Raw genomic sequence first — 15,918 nt, 5'->3', positions numbered from 1 at the left:
AAACCATGACGGAGCCTCAGCACCGATCGGTCCGGTGCTGGCCCGTTACTGACCAACGTCGATCGCGCTAGAGTTCGAAGCCCCAGCGACGATACTGCCGCGCCAGCGCCGGGCTGCGGGCGATGGCCGACGCAATGTCGGCCTGCCCGCGTTCTTCGCCCCGCGCGCGCAGGATCAGGCCGCGCAGCAGCAGCGTCTCGGTCTGATCGGGGTTGAGTTCCAGCGCCGCATCGGCATCGGCCAGCGCCTCGTCGAACATGCCATTGCGCAAGAACGCCAGCGCCCGGCTGTCCAGCGCCATCGCGGTGTTCGCGCTGTTTTCGACCGCCTTCGTGCAGACCGATATCGCATCGTCGAGATCGACCTGCCAGGTGCCCATGTACCAGCATTTCGAATTGAGCACGTCGCCGTTGTTGGGCGCGTCGATCAGGAGATCGGCGAGCAGTTCCAACCCCGCCGCACCATTGCCGCCGACCGCTTCGACATCGGCCATCGCGTAGGCGAGCGTGCGTTGCACTTCCTCGTTGCCGTCGACTTCCGCGAGAAGATCGCGGGCTTCTTCGAGCTTGCCCGCATCGGTCATCATGCGCGCCAGCGCGATCGCGCGTTCGTGCGATGGATCGAGCAGATAGGCTTCCTCGAGGTCGGCGGCGGCGCTGTCGAAATCGAGCAGGTTTTCGTGAATGAACGAGCGCTGTTCGAACAGTCCGGCGGTCGCCTCGATTGCGATAGCACTGTCGAGATCCGCCAGCGCTCCGGCGAAATCGTAGGTGCTGAAGCGGAAACTCGCGCGGTTGAGATAGGGGCCGGTCTCGTCCGTATCCTCTTCGATCAGCCGTCCGAGGGCCGCATCGATCGGTGCGAGGACCGAGCGATCCGCGCCTTCGGCGAAGCGCCAGCGCCGCGGCATATCCTTGGGCGCGACCACCTTGACCTGCGACCGCGCCAGCTGGGCCGACTTGCGGCGCTCGGTGCGGAATTCCTCCGCCGGAACCTCGCCGCCGAGGCTGGTCTGCTGTTCGACAATCACCAGTTCGCGCCCTTCTAGCGTGACATTGCGCCGGAACTGCTGACGCGCGACGATCAGATCGATCTCCTGCTCGCCCTTGATTTCGAATTCGCCCTCGGTCTCCGGCAGCGTGATCCGGAATTCGCCGGTCGCGGTGTTGGGCGGATTCACCCGCGCGGGCAAATCGCGCCACGCCTGCTTCGATCGGTTGGGCGAAAAGTTGAAGCGGCCCGATGGAAGCTGCGGCGCGAATTCGCCGACCGATCCATCATACTTGATCAGCGGGGGGAAGATCGCCTCGACCACCACGGTGGCTTCGCTGTCGTCGTCGCCCTGCTCGATCGTGACGTCGAGCACGTTGACCTCTCCGCCAAGCAGCCGGCGGAAACCGCTGCCCATCGACTGCTTGTTCTCGTCGGTGACCTTTTCCGCATTCGAGTTCATCTGCGCCGCGCGCGGGCCCAGAAACGTCATGGTCACGGTGCCGAGCATCGGGAGGTCGCCGCCCAGGCTCGCATCCATATCGAATGCGATGCCCATTTCCGCGACCCGCGGCAGATCCTGGACGATCTCCTCGAGCTCCGCGCCGCCATCGCGGATCGCCAGCGTGTAGTAGAACGGCGGGACGTTGCCGACGACGTCGATATTCGCACCCAGGCTGGTGCCGTCGAGATAATAGTGCTGCCCCGCGATCGTCGCGCGCACGAGCACGTGGTTGAACGCGCCGGGAAGCGGCAGCGATGTCGGCACGAATTCCCCGCGATTGGTCGATGCCAGCACCGGCTCGGCCGCGATCCCGAGCTCGGCCAGGATCGCCAGCAGGATCACCGTCTTGGCCTTGCAGTCGCCGTACTTCTTTTCCCAGGTGGTCGCGACGTCCTGCGGCAGGTAGTTCCCGCCGTCGAGACCGTTCATCAGGTAGCGGATGTCCTCCTGCACCAGTTCGAGCGCGGCGACCGCTTGTTCCAGTTCGCTCCCGCCCGAATTGCGGATCGCATCGACGCGCTGCTTCAGGTCGTCGAGCTCGTCGAGCGCGCCATCGACCTTGTAGTAGGGAGCCATTACGCTCGACACTTCGGCCCAGTCCTTGAACGTGCCGAGCTGCAGCAGGCTGGGAACGCGATAGCGCGCCGGGGCATCGTAGGGGAAATCCTCCGCCTCGGGCAGCGGCATCATCACGCTGAGCCATTTGTGGCCGTCGCGCAGTTCGGGCGTGACGATGTCGCGTTCGGGCCCGGTCTGATAGCGCACCGGCAGGTCTTCGGCCCACGATGCGGTAATGCGAGCGAAATCGGCAGGTTTGCCGGGCTCGCGCCATAGCAGCGACTGGCTCTGCACCTCGCGGCCCAGCGCCTGATCGGAATTGGTGACGGAATAGCGCATGCGCAGGTCATCGCCGACCTGTAGGCCCGGGACCGACATGGTGGCGGTCAGCGTGCCGTCGATGATCTGCATTTCGAGCATGCGCTCGCGGCGCAGGGTGTCCATCCGCTCGCCCTGCGCGATCACGTCGATCGTCTCGCCATCGCGCAGGATCGCGATCTCGTGGACGATCAGGTCGCCCTTGTCCGGCAACCAGCGGGCAGTCAGGGTGCCGACCTGTCCCAGTTCCTGCAGCGACGAAATGCGGAACACGGTGTCTGTATATTCCCACAACCGTCCGTCCTCGATCCGGATCTGCGTATCCTGCACCACGAGATTGTTGGTCGGATCGCGTTCGACGGTCGAAACGTCGACCGGGATGATCCAGTCGGGCGCAGGTTCGTAGAGCACTTCGTCGCCGGCCGCTGCGGGGAGCGCTGCGGTCGCGAGAAGGAATGCCGTTGCGCGCGCAAGCGCGGATCCCGTGCGCCGGTGCCGCCATGGACGAGATTTATCCGATGCGCCGGAGTGACGCGTTTCAATGTTCAGTCGCATAATTTCCTGCATTTCCGATCGGACCGGCTTGTCTCGTCGGCCCCCTGTATCAAATTGTCTCGCTCCAGCAGGGTGTTGGCCCCGTTTCGTTTTACCGAAGGCAGGCTACCGCTCAAGCGCTTTTGCGCGGCATGTCCCGCATTCGGCCGTGCCCATGCCCGAGCGCTCTTGCGGGGGCATCGACGCGGCAGTATTGCGCTCGTCCCATGCAAGACCTGCAACCGACCCATCGCCCCGTCATTTCCGCCACCGGTCTGTTTACCCCGGCGGAATCGATCACCAACGAAGAGCTGGTCGCCAGCTTCAACAGCTTTGTCGAGCGCCACAACCAGCGCCACGCCGAAGCGATCGAGGCCGGCGAGGTCGAGGCGCTGCATCCCTCGTCGGTTGAATTTATCGAAAAGGCGAGCGGTATCAAGGCGCGGCACGTGATGTCGAAAGAGCCGATCCTCGACCCCGAGATCATGGCCCCGCGCTGGGACGAACGCCCCGACGACCAGCTGTCCATCATGGCGGAGATCGGCGTGATCGCCGCGCGTCAGGCGCTGGAGCGGGCCGGGCGCAAACCCGAGGACGTCGATGCGGTGCTGTGTGCGGCATCGAACATGCAGCGCGCCTACCCGGCGATGGCGATCGAGATCCAGGAGGCGCTGGGGATCGAAGGCTTCGGCTTCGACATGAATGTCGCGTGCTCATCGGCGACGTTCGGGATCCAGACAGCGGCGGATTATGTGCGCGCTGGCAATGCGAAGAGTGTGCTGGTGGTCAGCCCTGAAATCACCTCGGGACACCTCAACTGGCGCGATCGCGACAGCCACTTCATATTCGGCGATGTTGCCACTGCGGTGCTGGTCGAAGACGAAGCGATCGCACCGAAGGAACATTGGGAGATCCTCGGGACCAAGCTCAAGACGGTGTTTTCCAACAACATCCGCAACAATTTCGGCTTTCTCAACCGCGCGCATCCCGAATCTGCGGGCGCTGCCGACAAGCTGTTCGTCCAGGAAGGACGCAAGGTGTTCAAGGAAGTGGTGCCGATGGTCGCGCAGATGATCGTCGACGAGGCGAGCAAACTGCAGATCGATCCTGCCAACATCCGGCGCCTGTGGCTGCACCAGGCCAATGCCGGGATGAACCGCCTGATCGCGCAGCGCGTGCTGGGTCACGAGGCGGACGAGGACGAAAGCCCGACCGTGCTCGATACCTATGGCAACACCTCGAGTGCGGGCTCGATCATCGCCTTCCACCAGCATAGCGACGATCTCGAGCCGGGCGACACCGGGCTGATCTGCAGTTTCGGTGCGGGCTATTCGGCCGGGACGGTGTTCGTGCGCAAGGTCGCCTGACGCGCTGCGACGGCGGCGTCCCACGCGGCGATTATCGCCTGCGACGCCTTCCAGATCGCCGCCACCGCGATCAGCGAGACCAGCCCGTCGACCGCGTAATGGTAGGCGAGGTGCACGCTGCCGATCCAGGTGATGACAAAGAACACGCCGAAGAAGACGCCCAGGCGCGGCGAGATGCGGCGCATCGCAAGCCAATAGAGAAACGCGATCGCGCAATGCATGCTCGGCATCGCGGTGATTCCGCTGCCTAGGCCGTTTTCCGCCTTGCCGTACCATTCGAGCAGCATCTCCTGCACCGGCAGGACCATGATCGGGATCTGCTGGTTGGCGGAGTTGAGATAGGCCATCTGCGCATCGAAGGCCGGATTGCCGAGCATCGGCCCCACGAAGCACGGGCCGACCGATGCCAGCCAGGTGGCCATCGCCCCGCCGATCAGCGTCCAGCTCAACACATAAGACAGGAAAAACTGCCGCCGTACGTCGCTGTCGATCCGCGCAAAAGCGAAGAACATGACGCCGGGATAGAGCAGCAGAAACCACAGCTGGTAGAGCAGCGCGAGAAACGCGGTGACGACCGGATATCCGAACACCGGTTGCAGCACCTGCCAGGCATCGTGCCCGAAGAAGATCGCGCGATCCCACTCAATGAAGGCCTGATCCCAGGTGTAGTCGTTGAACAGCGGAATCGCGGCCTTCATCTTGGAGAAGTAGGGCAGCAGGACGATCGCGACGGCAAGCAGCGGCAAGCCTGCGCGGATCGTGCGGATCAGCCCCGGATCGGCATAGCGCGCCTTGAGGTGCGCGACCGGGCTGACGGGACGTGCGCGATAAAGTTGTCGGCCCGCATCCCAGGCTACCAGCACTACAACGAACATGCCGAACAGCCGTGCGTTGACGAAAATCCCTTCGATGCTGGGATTGACGCCCCGCGACATCAACAGACCGATGCAAAGCGCCATCAACGCCAGCCCGATCGCGTAGATCGGCACTTCGCCCAGCCACCGGCGTGCGGCCGACTGTTCGAGTGTCTGCATGGGCGGGACGATGGCGGTGTCGTTCATCACGGCGACCCGAATTAGGGTAAACATATCACTAAAGTGTGAATGTGCGGCAGACCTCGGGACAGTCCTCGATTGTGCGGTCCAAGCCTTGGGACACAGCGAGAATTCGCCCTTTTGCCCGCTCCATTGCGCGCGCTTCGCTTGCGACACCGCGAGCCACGCCCTAGATGCGGGCGCATGGCAGGTGAAATTCTCGACAATCAGGGCCGCGGCGAGGCCACTTGGAGCTGGCCCGCGATCCATCCGGAGGGGCGCAAGTTCGGCCTGATCGCGATCGCGATCGCACTGGTGCCGCTGATCATCTTTGACTGGGAAATCATCGGCTGGCCGCTGCTGCTGCTGTCGGCGGGTGTGTTCGCGTTCTTTCGCGATCCCGAGCGCGTGGTGCCACAGGCCGACGATGCGATCGTCGCACCGGCCGACGGGTTGATTTCGCTGATCACGACGGTCGAGCCGCCGGCCGAACTTCAGATCGACGACGGTTCGGCCAACCCGGGGCTGCCCAGCGGGCCGGTGACGCGGGTGTCGATCTTCATGAGCGTGTTCGACGTACACATCAACCGCGCGCCGATCGCGGGCACGATCCGGCGGCTGGTCTATATCCCGGGCAAATTCGTCAACGCCGATCTCGACAAGGCGAGCGAGGAGAACGAACGCCAGCATATCCTGGTCGAACGCGCCGACGGGTTGCAGATCGGGTTCACGCAGATCGCCGGTCTCGTCGCGCGCCGGATCATCCCGTTCGTGAAACCGGGCGACACCGTTGCCAAAGGCCAGCGGGTCGGCCTGATCCGGTTCGGCAGTCGGGTCGACGTGTATCTGCCCGCTGGCACCAGCCCCAGGGTGCTGATGGGCCAGCGCGTGATCGCCGGGGAAACGGTGCTGGCCGAGGTCGGCGCTCAGGCCTTGCTCGAAGGCATCGCGCAATGATGGGCACTCCGTGAAGAAGCACGGGAAACGCCCCCGCAAATCGCCGCTTCCGGCGCGTGTCGGACCGAAGGCGGCGGAGGACGAGGATGGCAAGGTAGCCGCCGACGGCAAGGGGCTCTCGCTGCGCGCGATGATGCCCAACGCGATCACTGCCGCGGCGCTGTGTTCGGGGCTGACCGGAATCCGTTTCGCGATCGAGGGGCAGTGGGCCTTTGCAATCCTGGCGGTGGTGCTGGCGGGAGTGCTCGACGGGATCGACGGGCGGATCGCTCGACTGCTCAATGCCCAGTCACGGTTCGGCGCGGAGCTCGACAGTCTTGCGGATTCGCTGTCGTTCGGGATGGCACCGGCGGTGATCCTGTATCTGTGGGCGCTCAACGAACTGAAGCCGTTCGGCTGGTTCGCAGCGCTGCTGTTCGCGATCTGCTGCGCGCTGCGGCTGGCGCGGTTCAACGCGCGGATCGATGTCGAGGATCAGCCGCACAAATCGGCCGGGTTCCTGACAGGGGTGCCTGCGCCGGTCGGAGCGGGCATCGCCTTTGCCCCGTTCTATCTGTGGATGGCGACCGGTCGCGAGGAGTTCCGCGATCCCGTTGCGCTGGCGATCTGGATCAGCCTGATCGCGGTCCTGATGATTTCGAACATGGCGACGCTCAGCTGGGCGGCGCTTCGCCCGCGCCGCGGGGTCAGGCTCGGGCTCATCGCGTTCGTCGCGCTGGCTTTCGCCGCCCTGCTGCTGGAGCCGTGGTGGACGATGACCGCGATCAGCGTCGGCTATCTCGCGCTGATGCCCTACGCCTTGCTGAAATACGGACGGATCAAGCGGCGTCGCGCGCTCGAGCGGGAAACGGCACCGGTGCACGCTGCGCCGACGCACGATTAGCCAGGGCCGCTGCGCGAACCGGACGGCGCAGCCGCATCACGTCCGCTTCGACCATCGGCACGAACCCGGCCCGAGCGAGCGCACGCTCCTGCCTGAGCGAGGCGTACGCATCCCGGCCGAGCAGCCAGCAATCGACAAGGCCCAACGCTGTGGCAATCGCAACAGCCACGAACAGCGCGGTCAGTGTGGTCGTGATCATCCTAGGGTGCTCCCTTACCGGTGCAAAACAATGCATGTTCGATGTTTGTTCCAAACGCCTTGTTCTACTATTGTTCCACAGTGTCAAGCGGTGAATGGGCGCGGGGCGCAAAAATGTTCGAAAAGGGTGGATTTGTCCGGTTTGCCCGGCTAAGGGGCCGCTCTCGCGTCGGATCGGGGGCATCAGCTTCCGGACCGCGCGAAATTCACATGGAAGGCGCCACATACCGGTGCCGCGAGCGGAGCCCCTATTCGTTTAGGCCGCCTGCGGTTCCTGCCTTCCAGAGGAACAACCGGAAAGGAAATACCTATGGCGGCCACCACCGTCACCATGCAGCAATTGATCGAGGCCGGCGCACACTTCGGCCACCAGACCCACCGCTGGAACCCGCGGATGAAGCCGTACATCTTCGGCAACCGCAACGGCGTTCACATCATCGACCTGTCGCAGACCGTGCCGCTGTTCGCGCGCGCGCTCGATTTCGTCGAGCAAACCGTCCGCGCCGGCGGCAAGGTGCTGTTCGTCGGCACCAAGCGCCAGGCTCAGCAGCCGATCGCCGAAGCCGCCCGCGCATCGGGCCAGCACTTCGTCAACCATCGCTGGCTCGGCGGGATGCTGACCAACTGGAAGACGATCAGCCAGTCGATCAAGCGGCTCAAGACGCTCGAAGAGCAGCTGTCGGGCGAGACCCACGGTCTGACCAAGAAGGAAATCCTCCAGCTGACGCGCGAGCGGGACAAGCTCGAACTGTCGCTCGGCGGCATTCGCGACATGGGCGGCATTCCGGACGTGATGTTCGTGATCGACGCCAACAAGGAAGACCTCGCCATCAAGGAAGCTGCCGTGCTCGGCATTCCGGTGATCGCGGTGCTCGATACCAACGTCGATCCGTCCGGGATCGCCTTCCCGGTTCCGGGCAACGACGATGCCAGCCGCGCCGTGCGCCTCTATTGCGATGCCATTCGCGATGCGGCGGTAGCCGGTCGCGGTGGCGCGGTGCAGGATTCGGGCGCGGATGTCGGCGAAATGGCCGAGCCTCCGGCCGAACCGACCGCCGAGACCGCGGACGCCTGATCCACGTTTTCAGTCGGCGCGCGCCGCGCGCGCGTCGCTATCCCAGAATACCGCACCGGGCACCCGCAACGGGGCCCGGTGCCCCAGATTTATCAGAAGGAAATCACCATGGCCGATTTCACCGTCGCCGATGTGAAGAAACTGCGCGAAAAGACCGGCGCAGGTATGATGGACGCCAAGAAAGCGCTGAGCGAAGCCGCTGGCGACATCGAAGCCGCCGTCGACGCGCTGCGCGCCAAGGGGCTTGCCACCGCCCAGAAGAAATCGAGCCGTACTGCGGCTGAAGGTCTCGTCGGCCTTGCCGTCGAGGGCACGCGCGGCGTGGCTGTCGAAGTCAATTCGGAAACCGATTTCGTCGCCAAGAACGACAAGTTCCAGGACTTCGTGCGCAAGACCACCGCCGTTGCCCTGACGCTCGGCAGCGACGATGTCGACGCGCTCAAGGCCGCAGCCTATCCCGATGGCGGGACGGTTGGCGACAAGCTGACCGACAATGTCGCGACGATCGGCGAGAACCAGCAGATTCGCCGCATGAAAACCGTATCGGTCTCGCAGGGCGCGGTCGTGTCCTACGTCCACAATGCCGTCGCCGAAGGCCTCGGCAAGATCGGCGTGCTCGTCGCGCTCGAGGGCGATGCCAGCGCCGACGTTCTCGCCGAGCTCGGCAAGGACGTGGCCCAGCACGCCGCCGCGATGTTCCCGCAGGCACTCGATGCCGATGGCCTCGACCCGGCCGTGATCGAGCGCGAGCGCGCGATCGCCCAGGAAAAGGCCGCCGAAAGCGGCAAGCCTGAGAACGTTCAGGAAAAGATGGTCGAAGGCGCGGTCAAGAAATACGCCAAGGAAAACGCGCTGCTGAGCCAGGTCTACGTCAAGGACGGCAAGGCGACCGTCGAAGAGCACGTCGCCCGCACCGCCAAGGAGGCAGGCAGCACGATCAAGCTGGTCGACTACGTCCGCTTCCAGCTCGGCGAAGGGATCGAGAAGGAAGAAAGCGACTTCGCAGCGGAAGTCGCGGCTGCCGTCGGCGGCTGAGTTTCTTGTAGATTGAGAACAGAAGGCCGTCGCAGCGCAGCGCTGCGGCGGCCTTCTTGTTTTTGCGTTCTATAGCACCTTGCGACGTTCGATCGCTTCGCTTTCCGGTGGCAGCGTGAAGATCATCCCGTCTTCGCCGACGATTATCTCGCCATCGAACTTGCTTTCCGCGTCGCCGAGGAACGAGGGATAAAGAAATGCATTGGGGATCGGCGGTACGAGATGCGAAAGCACAAGATATTTGACCCCGGCTGTCTGAGCACTGGCCGCTGCGTCCTCCGGCGAGGCATGGTAATCGAGGATGTCGCGGGTGATCTGAGCGGTGTTCCGCGCGCCCGACTTATCCAGCGCTTCGGTCAGTGTTCCGACCAGTTTGCCCTGCAACGCATCGTGAACCAGTAAATCGGCGCCCTGCGACGCTGCTTCGAGCGACGATGAGCGCGATGTGTCGCCGCTGATTACCAGCGATCGGCCTTGATAATCGAACCGGTATCCGATCGCGGGGCGGACCGGGTCGTGCTCGACCGGGAAAGCCGTGATCGTAAGGCCACCGCGTTCAAGAACAATCACGGGCTCGTCGCCGACTTCAAACGGAACGGCGCGCAGGCCACCACCGCTGGCGGGCACGATTTCGGGACCATGGTGCGCCACGCGATAGGCGTGGTCGAGCGCATAGGCGGCGTTGAATCCCTCCACGAGTTCCGCGATCCCCGTGGGACCGTATGCATCGAGCGGTGCTCTGGCAGTGCCGATGGTCCAGTAAAGCAGCGCCAGCGGTCCGATCCCGTCGACGTGGTCGGAATGGTAGTGGGTCAGCAGCAATCCGTCGATTGAGCCAATATCGTACCCCATGAGATTGAGATTGCGCGCGCCACCTTCCCCGATGTCGACCACGAACGACTGTTCACCCGCCACCACAAGATTGCAGGGTCCCGCCCGATCTGGGTTCGGGAGCGGTGAGCCCGTCCCGCACAGGACAAGATGCAACCCCGGTCCGAACTGAAGATCGTTCTGCGCGAGGCGTTGTGCGACCGCGCTGGCAAAAACCCGTTCTCCGATCGTGCGCTGAAACGCGAGCACCAGCGCTCCTGCGATCAGCGCCACGCCGATTAGAGCGAAGGCGATTCGCCGTTTTATGGTCATCCGATTGTCTCCCCGTCTTTCCCTTTGCGCGCTTGGGCCGCCGTGGCTAAGGGAAGCCGCAGTCTTAGTCCGAACCGGAAGCTTGTCACCCATGTCCCAAACATCGGCCCTTCCCGAAATCAAGCGCGTCCTGCTCAAGCTTTCGGGCGAAGTTCTGATGGGGGAGCAGGAATACGGGATCGATCCGGCCTATGTCGCGCGGCTCGCCGAAGAGGTGAAGGCGGCGAAGGACACCGGGCTCGAAGTGTGTCTGGTGATCGGCGGGGGCAATATCTTTCGCGGGATCAGCGCGGCGGCGAAGGGGCTCGATCGCACGACCGGAGATTACATGGGCATGCTCGCCACGGTGATGAACGCGCTGGCGATGCAGAACGCGCTCGAACAGCTGGGCGTGCAGACGCGGGTGCAGAGCGCGATCCCGATGAGCAGCGTGTGCGAACCCTATATCCGGCGCCGCGCGGAGCGGCACCTCGAGAAGGGCCGCATCGTGATCTTCGCCGCAGGCACCGGCAATCCGTTCTTCACCACCGATACCGGCGCGGCGCTGCGCGCAGCCGAGATGAGTTGCGACGCGCTGCTCAAGGGCACCAGCGTCGACGGGGTCTACGACAGCGATCCCAAACACAATCCGAACGCCACCCGTTTCGATTCCATCACTTACGACCAGGTCCTGTCGCAGAACCTCAAGGTGATGGACGCGACGGCAGTGGCACTTTGCCGCGAGAACCACATTCCGATAGTGGTGTTCTCGATCCGCGAAAAAGGAAACGTCGCCCGCGTTCTGAGCGGCGAGGGCGTCCAGACAATTGTCAGAGGGGAAGCGTAAGCCATGCCGCAATACGACAAGGCAGATATCGAACGCCGGATGCAGGGAGCCGTCGATTCGCTTCGGGGCGATCTTTCGGGCCTGCGCACCGGTCGCGCGAACACCAGCCTGCTCGATCCGGTCCAGGTCGAGGTTTACGGCGCGATGATGCCGCTCAACCAGGTTGCGACCGTTTCCGCGCCCGAGCCGCGCATGCTGAGCGTGCAGGTGTGGGACAAGTCGAACGTGATCGCGGTCGAAAAAGGGATCGCGCACGCCAACCTCGGGCTTAACCCGATGATCGACGGACAGACGCTGCGCCTGCCGATGCCCGATCTCACCGAAGAACGCCGCAAGGAACTCGCCAAGCTCGCCGGACAATATGCGGAAAAGGCGAAGATCGCGATCCGCAACGTCCGCCGCGACGGGATGGAAGCGCTCAAGTCCGACGAGAAGAAAAAGGAAATCTCCGAAGACGACCGCAAGCGGATGGAGGACGAAGTCCAGAAGCTGACGGACAAATACGTCGCCGAGACCGACGAGGCCGCGGCGAAGAAGGAACAGGAAATCCTGACGCAGTAAGGACGCGGCAGGGGAGCGCTAATGGGCGAGCGGCCCAACACCGGAACAGGGCAGGGCGCCCGTCACGTGGCCATCATCATGGACGGCAATGGTCGCTGGGCGAAGAAGCGCGGCCTGCCGCGTTCGGTCGGTCATCAGCGCGGGGTCGAAGCTGTCCGGCGGCTGGTTCGCGCGGTCGAGCCGATGGGGCTCGATTGTCTGACGCTCTACGCCTTCTCTTCGGAAAACTGGAAACGATCCGAGGACGAGGTCGACGATCTGATGAACCTGATGCGCAAGTTCATCAAATCGGACCTGGCCGAATTTATCGCCAACGGCGTGAAGCTCAAGATCATCGGCGACTGGCGTTCGCTTGCACCTGATATCGTCGCCATGCTCGAAGATGCTCTCGAACAGACTTCCAAGGGCACGCAGACGCTCGCCGTGGCGCTCAATTATGGCGCGCAGAACGAGATCGCGCGCGCCGCGACCCGCGCGGCGCAGGCGGGGGAGATCACGACCGCATCGATCGACGCCAACCTCGACACGCACGATTTGCCGCCGCTGGATCTGCTGATCCGCACCAGTGGAGAGGTTCGGCTGTCGAACTTCCTGCTGTGGCAGGCGGCCTATGCCGAGATGCTCTTCGTCGACACGCTGTGGCCCGACTTCAAGCCGGAGCATCTGCAGCAGGCGCTCGACGATTTCGGCACACGGGAGCGGCGCTATGGCGGACGTTAAGCGGCGACTCGAAGAAATCACCAAGAAGTCGCTGGAATCGGGCGATCCCGCTGTCGGGCAGAGTGGCGATGATCCCGGCCGCATGAGCGACCTCCAGATCCGCCTCGCATCGGGGATCGTGATGGTCGCGGTGGCCACCGCCGCGCTCTGGCTCGGGGGGGGTTCTGGATCGCTTTCGTGGTCCTGCTCGCCGGATTGGTGCTGTGGGAATGGAATGCGATCGTCAAAGCCTTCGGCATTTCGCCGCTGGGCGAGATCGCCTGGCTGTTCTTCGGGGCCGCCTATGTCTCCGCCGCTGCACTGGCGCTGATCCAGGTGCGGCGGAGCTACGGCGCGCTTGAGGTAGCGCTGGTGTTCCTCCTGCCGGTGATCGCAGTCGATGTCGGGGCCTATTTCGCCGGTCGCGCGATCGGCGGTCCCAAGATCGCTCCCAGAATCAGCCCGTCGAAGACCTGGGCCGGGCTGGGCGGAGGCGCGCTGGCCGCCAGTATCGTGGCGCTGGCGCACGAGCTTGCAGGGTTCGGCCCGACGGCATCGGAGCAGCTGAGCGTTTCGGGTGTGTCGCTCGCGCTGGTCGCCGGGAGTCTGATCGCGATTATTGCGCAGACTGGGGATTTTTTCGAAAGCTGGATGAAACGCCGCGCCGGGATGAAGGATTCGGGCAGTCTCATTCCGGGGCACGGCGGGTTCTTCGACCGGCTCGACGGCTTCCTCGCGGTGTTCTTCGTTCTGTTCGTGGTTGCCGTGGCACCGAATTTGCTGGGATAATGCAGACGCTATGACCCGTTCGATAACCATTCTGGGCGCTACCGGATCGATCGGCGCTTCGACGCTCGACCTGATCCGCCGTGACCGCGAAGCGTGGCAGATAGAGGCGCTCACCGCCAATTGCAGCGCGGCCGAGCTCGGAAAGCTCGCGCGCGAATTCGATGCCAAGCTTGCGGTGGTGGGCGACGAATCATGTCTCGACGCATTGCGCGAAGCGCTGTCGGGGACCGATATCGAAGCGGCGGGCGGCGCGCAGGCGCTGTGCGATGCCGCGCGGCGCGAGGTCGATCTGACGGTGGCGGCGATCGTCGGCTGCGCGGGGCTTGCCCCGGTGATGGCCGCGATCGAGCGCGGCGGGACGATCGCGCTTGCCAACAAGGAAGCGCTGGTTTCGGCCGGAGCCGTCATGACGGCGGCATTGACGCAGCATGGCGCCGCGCTGCTGCCGACCGATAGTGAGCACAACGCCATCTTTCAGTGCCTCGTCGGCAACCATTTCGACGATGTCGCGCGGATCACGTTGACGGCGAGCGGCGGACCGTTCCGGACCTGGTCGCAGGAGCAGCTCGAAGCGGCGACACCCGAGCAGGCCGTGGCGCACCCCAACTGGGACATGGGCGCGAAAATCAGTGTCGATTCGGCGACGATGATGAACAAGGGCCTCGAGCTGATCGAGGCGAATTACATGTTCCCGGTGGGGCTGGATCGCCTGTCGATCGTGGTCCATCCGCAAAGTGTGATCCATTCGATGGTCGAATTCCGCGACCGATCGACGCTGGCGCAGCTCGGCCCGTCGGATATGCGGGTTCCGATCGCCAATTGCCTCGCCTGGCCGAAGCGGATGGACACGCCGCTCGAACCGCTCGACCTCGTGCAGATCGGCGAACTGAGCTTTTTCGCGCCCGATGAGGAGCGCTTTCCCGCGACCCGGCTGGCCCGCAATGCCATCCACGTCGGAGGCAGCGCGCCCGCAGTGCTCAACGCGTCGAACGAAGTTGCCGTGGCCGCCTTCCTCGATGGTCAGATTCGGTTCACCCGCATAGCGGCAGTGGTGGAGGAACTTCTGAACCGCTATAGCCCGCAACCGGCGCGTTCGCTGGAGGACGTGCTGGCGCTCGATGCCGATGTGCGCGCCCGGGCGACCGAAATTCTGGAGCATTACGCCGTTGTTTGAATCACCCCCTTTCTGGATGTACGCCGTCGGCTTCCTGCTGTTGCTCGGGCCGCTGATCACCGTGCACGAGCTGGGTCATTATCTGGTTGGCCGGTGGTTCGGGGTGAAAGCCGATGCCTTTTCGATCGGATTCGGCAAGGAGATTGCCGGCGTCACCGACAGGCACGGTACGCGCTGGAAACTCTCCATCCTGCCGCTTGGCGGGTATGTGCAGTTCAGAGGCGACATGAACCCTGCTTCGGTGCCCGATCCGGATGCTCCCGAGGAAGAGGGCAGCTTCCAATGCGCCGCCCTGTGGAAACGCGCTCTGATCGTGGCCGCAGGGCCGGTCACCAATATTCTCGTCGCGCTCGGCATCTTCTTCGCGTTCAATCTCGCCTACGGGAAACCGCTGCCGGTTGAGCCCGAACAGGTCGGTATCATCGCCGCGTTCACCGAGGATTCGCGGGCCCGCGAAGCGGGGTTCGAGGTCGGCGACCGGATCGTCGCGATCGACGGGCAGAAGATGGGCAGCTGGCGGGAAATCCAGCAGACCATCCTGCTGTATCCCAATCGCGCATTCGAGGTCACTGTCGTGCGCGAGGGCGACCGGATCGAACTTCCCGTCACGGCGGCGGCGGTCGAAATGACCGACCGGTTCGGCAACCCGTCGACCGTGGGCCTGATCGGTATCGAAACCGAGCAGATCGCCGAACGTTACGAGGAGCTCGGGATCGGCGAGGCGGCAGCGCTCTCGGTCGATCAGAGCGTCAGTGCCGCCAACATGATGGTGACCGGAATCGCTCAGATCATTCGCGGCGATCGCTCGCTTGCCGAGATGGGGGGGCCGGTCAAAATCGCCAAGTTTTCGGGCGAGCAGCTCAGCCTCGGCCTTTCCGCCTTCGTTTTCTTCGTCGCCCTGATTTCGCTTAATTTGGCATTCATCAACCTCTTGCCAATTCCCGCGCTCGATGGTGGCCATCTGGCTTTCTATGCTGTCGAGGCGATCCGCCGGAAACCGGTCGGACCGCAAGCGACCGAATGGGCCTATCGTACGGGAATCGCGATTGTCCTGATGCTGATGGTGGTCGTGACGGTGAATGACGTCGTCTCGCTGCCGTTTTTCGGCAGTTAGCCGGGGAAAGCGAACGGGCGAGCGTAGCCAGAGGGGGTTGCCCGCTTGATTGCGCGACGTGCATGGGGCAGAGGCAATCCGGGCTTTCGCAGCCCATCGAATATGCGCCTTTGGGGAGGCGTGGCCAACGCAAACGGGCGTTTGAAGACGGGTTAGAC

Annotated in this window: 15 protein-coding genes; 11 read left to right on the top strand and 4 right to left on the bottom strand. The window is 63.9% G+C overall.

The features are described 5' to 3' along the window. Nucleotides 1–67: 67 nt before the first annotated feature. Nucleotides 68–2,782 carry a DUF3857 domain-containing protein gene (locus KDC96_RS07330; protein ID WP_212451917.1) on the bottom strand — a complete coding sequence of 905 codons (2,715 nt, stop codon included), beginning with the start codon at nt 2,780–2,782 and terminating at the stop codon, nt 68–70. Between the two features lie 350 nt (nt 2,783–3,132). On the opposite strand from KDC96_RS07330, the gene KDC96_RS07325 reads away from it, so the two are divergent. Beyond that, the gene (locus KDC96_RS07325; RefSeq protein ID WP_212451915.1) at nt 3,133–4,272 is read left to right on the top strand and encodes a beta-ketoacyl-ACP synthase III; all 1,140 of its coding nucleotides are present in this window, start codon (nt 3,133–3,135) and stop codon (nt 4,270–4,272) included. On the opposite strand, the gene KDC96_RS07320 is transcribed toward KDC96_RS07325, so the two are convergent. Then, a complete protein-coding gene (locus KDC96_RS07320) occupies nt 4,233–5,333 on the bottom strand; it encodes a phosphatase PAP2 family protein (RefSeq protein ID WP_212451913.1) in 1,101 nt (366 codons plus the stop codon). The genes KDC96_RS07325 and KDC96_RS07320 overlap by 40 nt on opposite strands. A gap of 177 nt (nt 5,334–5,510) precedes the next feature. Here KDC96_RS07320 and KDC96_RS07315 point away from each other — a divergent pair, with 177 nt between their 5' ends. Both KDC96_RS07315 and KDC96_RS07310 read left to right on the top strand, forming a co-directional pair. Beyond that, nucleotides 5,511–6,263 (top strand): phosphatidylserine decarboxylase, encoded by a 753-nt coding sequence (locus tag KDC96_RS07315; protein WP_212451910.1) that lies wholly within the window; start codon nt 5,511–5,513, stop codon nt 6,261–6,263. Nucleotides 6,264–6,273: 10 nt separating this feature from the next. Further along, nucleotides 6,274–7,146: a phosphatidylcholine/phosphatidylserine synthase gene (locus KDC96_RS07310; protein ID WP_249171967.1), complete on the top strand. Its 873-nt coding sequence runs from the start codon at nt 6,274–6,276 to the stop codon at nt 7,144–7,146. Here the strand turns inward: KDC96_RS07310 and KDC96_RS07305 are convergent. Continuing rightward, nucleotides 7,082–7,345, bottom strand: a complete 264-nt coding sequence (locus KDC96_RS07305; RefSeq protein WP_212451908.1) for a hypothetical protein — start codon at nt 7,343–7,345, stop codon at nt 7,082–7,084. The genes KDC96_RS07310 and KDC96_RS07305 overlap by 65 nt on opposite strands. Nucleotides 7,346–7,654: 309 nt before the next feature. Here KDC96_RS07305 and rpsB point away from each other — a divergent pair, with 309 nt between their 5' ends. Both rpsB and tsf read left to right on the top strand, forming a co-directional pair. After that, nucleotides 7,655–8,419, top strand: coding sequence for a 30S ribosomal protein S2 (gene rpsB / locus KDC96_RS07300; RefSeq protein ID WP_212451906.1), 765 nt, complete (start codon nt 7,655–7,657; stop codon nt 8,417–8,419). A 108-nt stretch (nt 8,420–8,527) separates the two neighbouring features. Further along, nucleotides 8,528–9,454, top strand: a complete 927-nt coding sequence (tsf, locus tag KDC96_RS07295) for a translation elongation factor Ts (protein ID WP_212451904.1) — start codon at nt 8,528–8,530, stop codon at nt 9,452–9,454. Nucleotides 9,455–9,523: 69 nt separating this feature from the next. On the opposite strand, the gene KDC96_RS07290 is transcribed toward tsf, so the two are convergent. After that, the gene (locus KDC96_RS07290; protein WP_212451902.1) at nt 9,524–10,597 is read right to left on the bottom strand and encodes an MBL fold metallo-hydrolase; all 1,074 of its coding nucleotides are present in this window, start codon (nt 10,595–10,597) and stop codon (nt 9,524–9,526) included. A gap of 91 nt (nt 10,598–10,688) precedes the next feature. Here KDC96_RS07290 and pyrH point away from each other — a divergent pair, with 91 nt between their 5' ends. From pyrH to rseP, 6 genes are all read left to right on the top strand, one after another. After that, nucleotides 10,689–11,423, top strand: coding sequence for a UMP kinase (gene pyrH, locus KDC96_RS07285; protein WP_212451900.1), 735 nt, complete (start codon nt 10,689–10,691; stop codon nt 11,421–11,423). A 3-nt stretch (nt 11,424–11,426) separates the two neighbouring features. Beyond that, nucleotides 11,427–11,984: a ribosome recycling factor gene (gene frr, locus KDC96_RS07280; protein WP_212451897.1), complete on the top strand. Its 558-nt coding sequence runs from the start codon at nt 11,427–11,429 to the stop codon at nt 11,982–11,984. Between the two features lie 21 nt (nt 11,985–12,005). Then, a complete protein-coding gene (gene uppS, locus KDC96_RS07275) occupies nt 12,006–12,704 on the top strand; it encodes a polyprenyl diphosphate synthase (protein WP_212451895.1) in 699 nt (232 codons plus the stop codon). Nucleotides 12,705–12,881: 177 nt separating this feature from the next. Continuing rightward, complete coding sequence (locus KDC96_RS07270) at nt 12,882–13,472, top strand: phosphatidate cytidylyltransferase (RefSeq protein ID WP_371815541.1); 591 nt, start codon at nt 12,882–12,884, stop codon at nt 13,470–13,472. A 10-nt stretch (nt 13,473–13,482) separates the two neighbouring features. Then, nucleotides 13,483–14,646, top strand: a complete 1,164-nt coding sequence (gene dxr / locus KDC96_RS07265) for a 1-deoxy-D-xylulose-5-phosphate reductoisomerase (protein WP_212451892.1) — start codon at nt 13,483–13,485, stop codon at nt 14,644–14,646. Between the two features lie 16 nt (nt 14,647–14,662). Next, nucleotides 14,663–15,760, top strand: a complete 1,098-nt coding sequence (rseP, locus tag KDC96_RS07260) for an RIP metalloprotease RseP (protein WP_212451890.1) — start codon at nt 14,663–14,665, stop codon at nt 15,758–15,760. Nucleotides 15,761–15,918 lie beyond the last annotated feature (158 nt).

Source organism: Erythrobacter sp. JK5 (assembly GCF_018205975.1).
Classification (GTDB): Bacteria; Pseudomonadota; Alphaproteobacteria; order Sphingomonadales; family Sphingomonadaceae; genus Erythrobacter.
The sequence above is the reverse complement of the archived record's forward strand: the minus strand, read 5'-3'. Positions and strand labels throughout refer to the sequence as shown.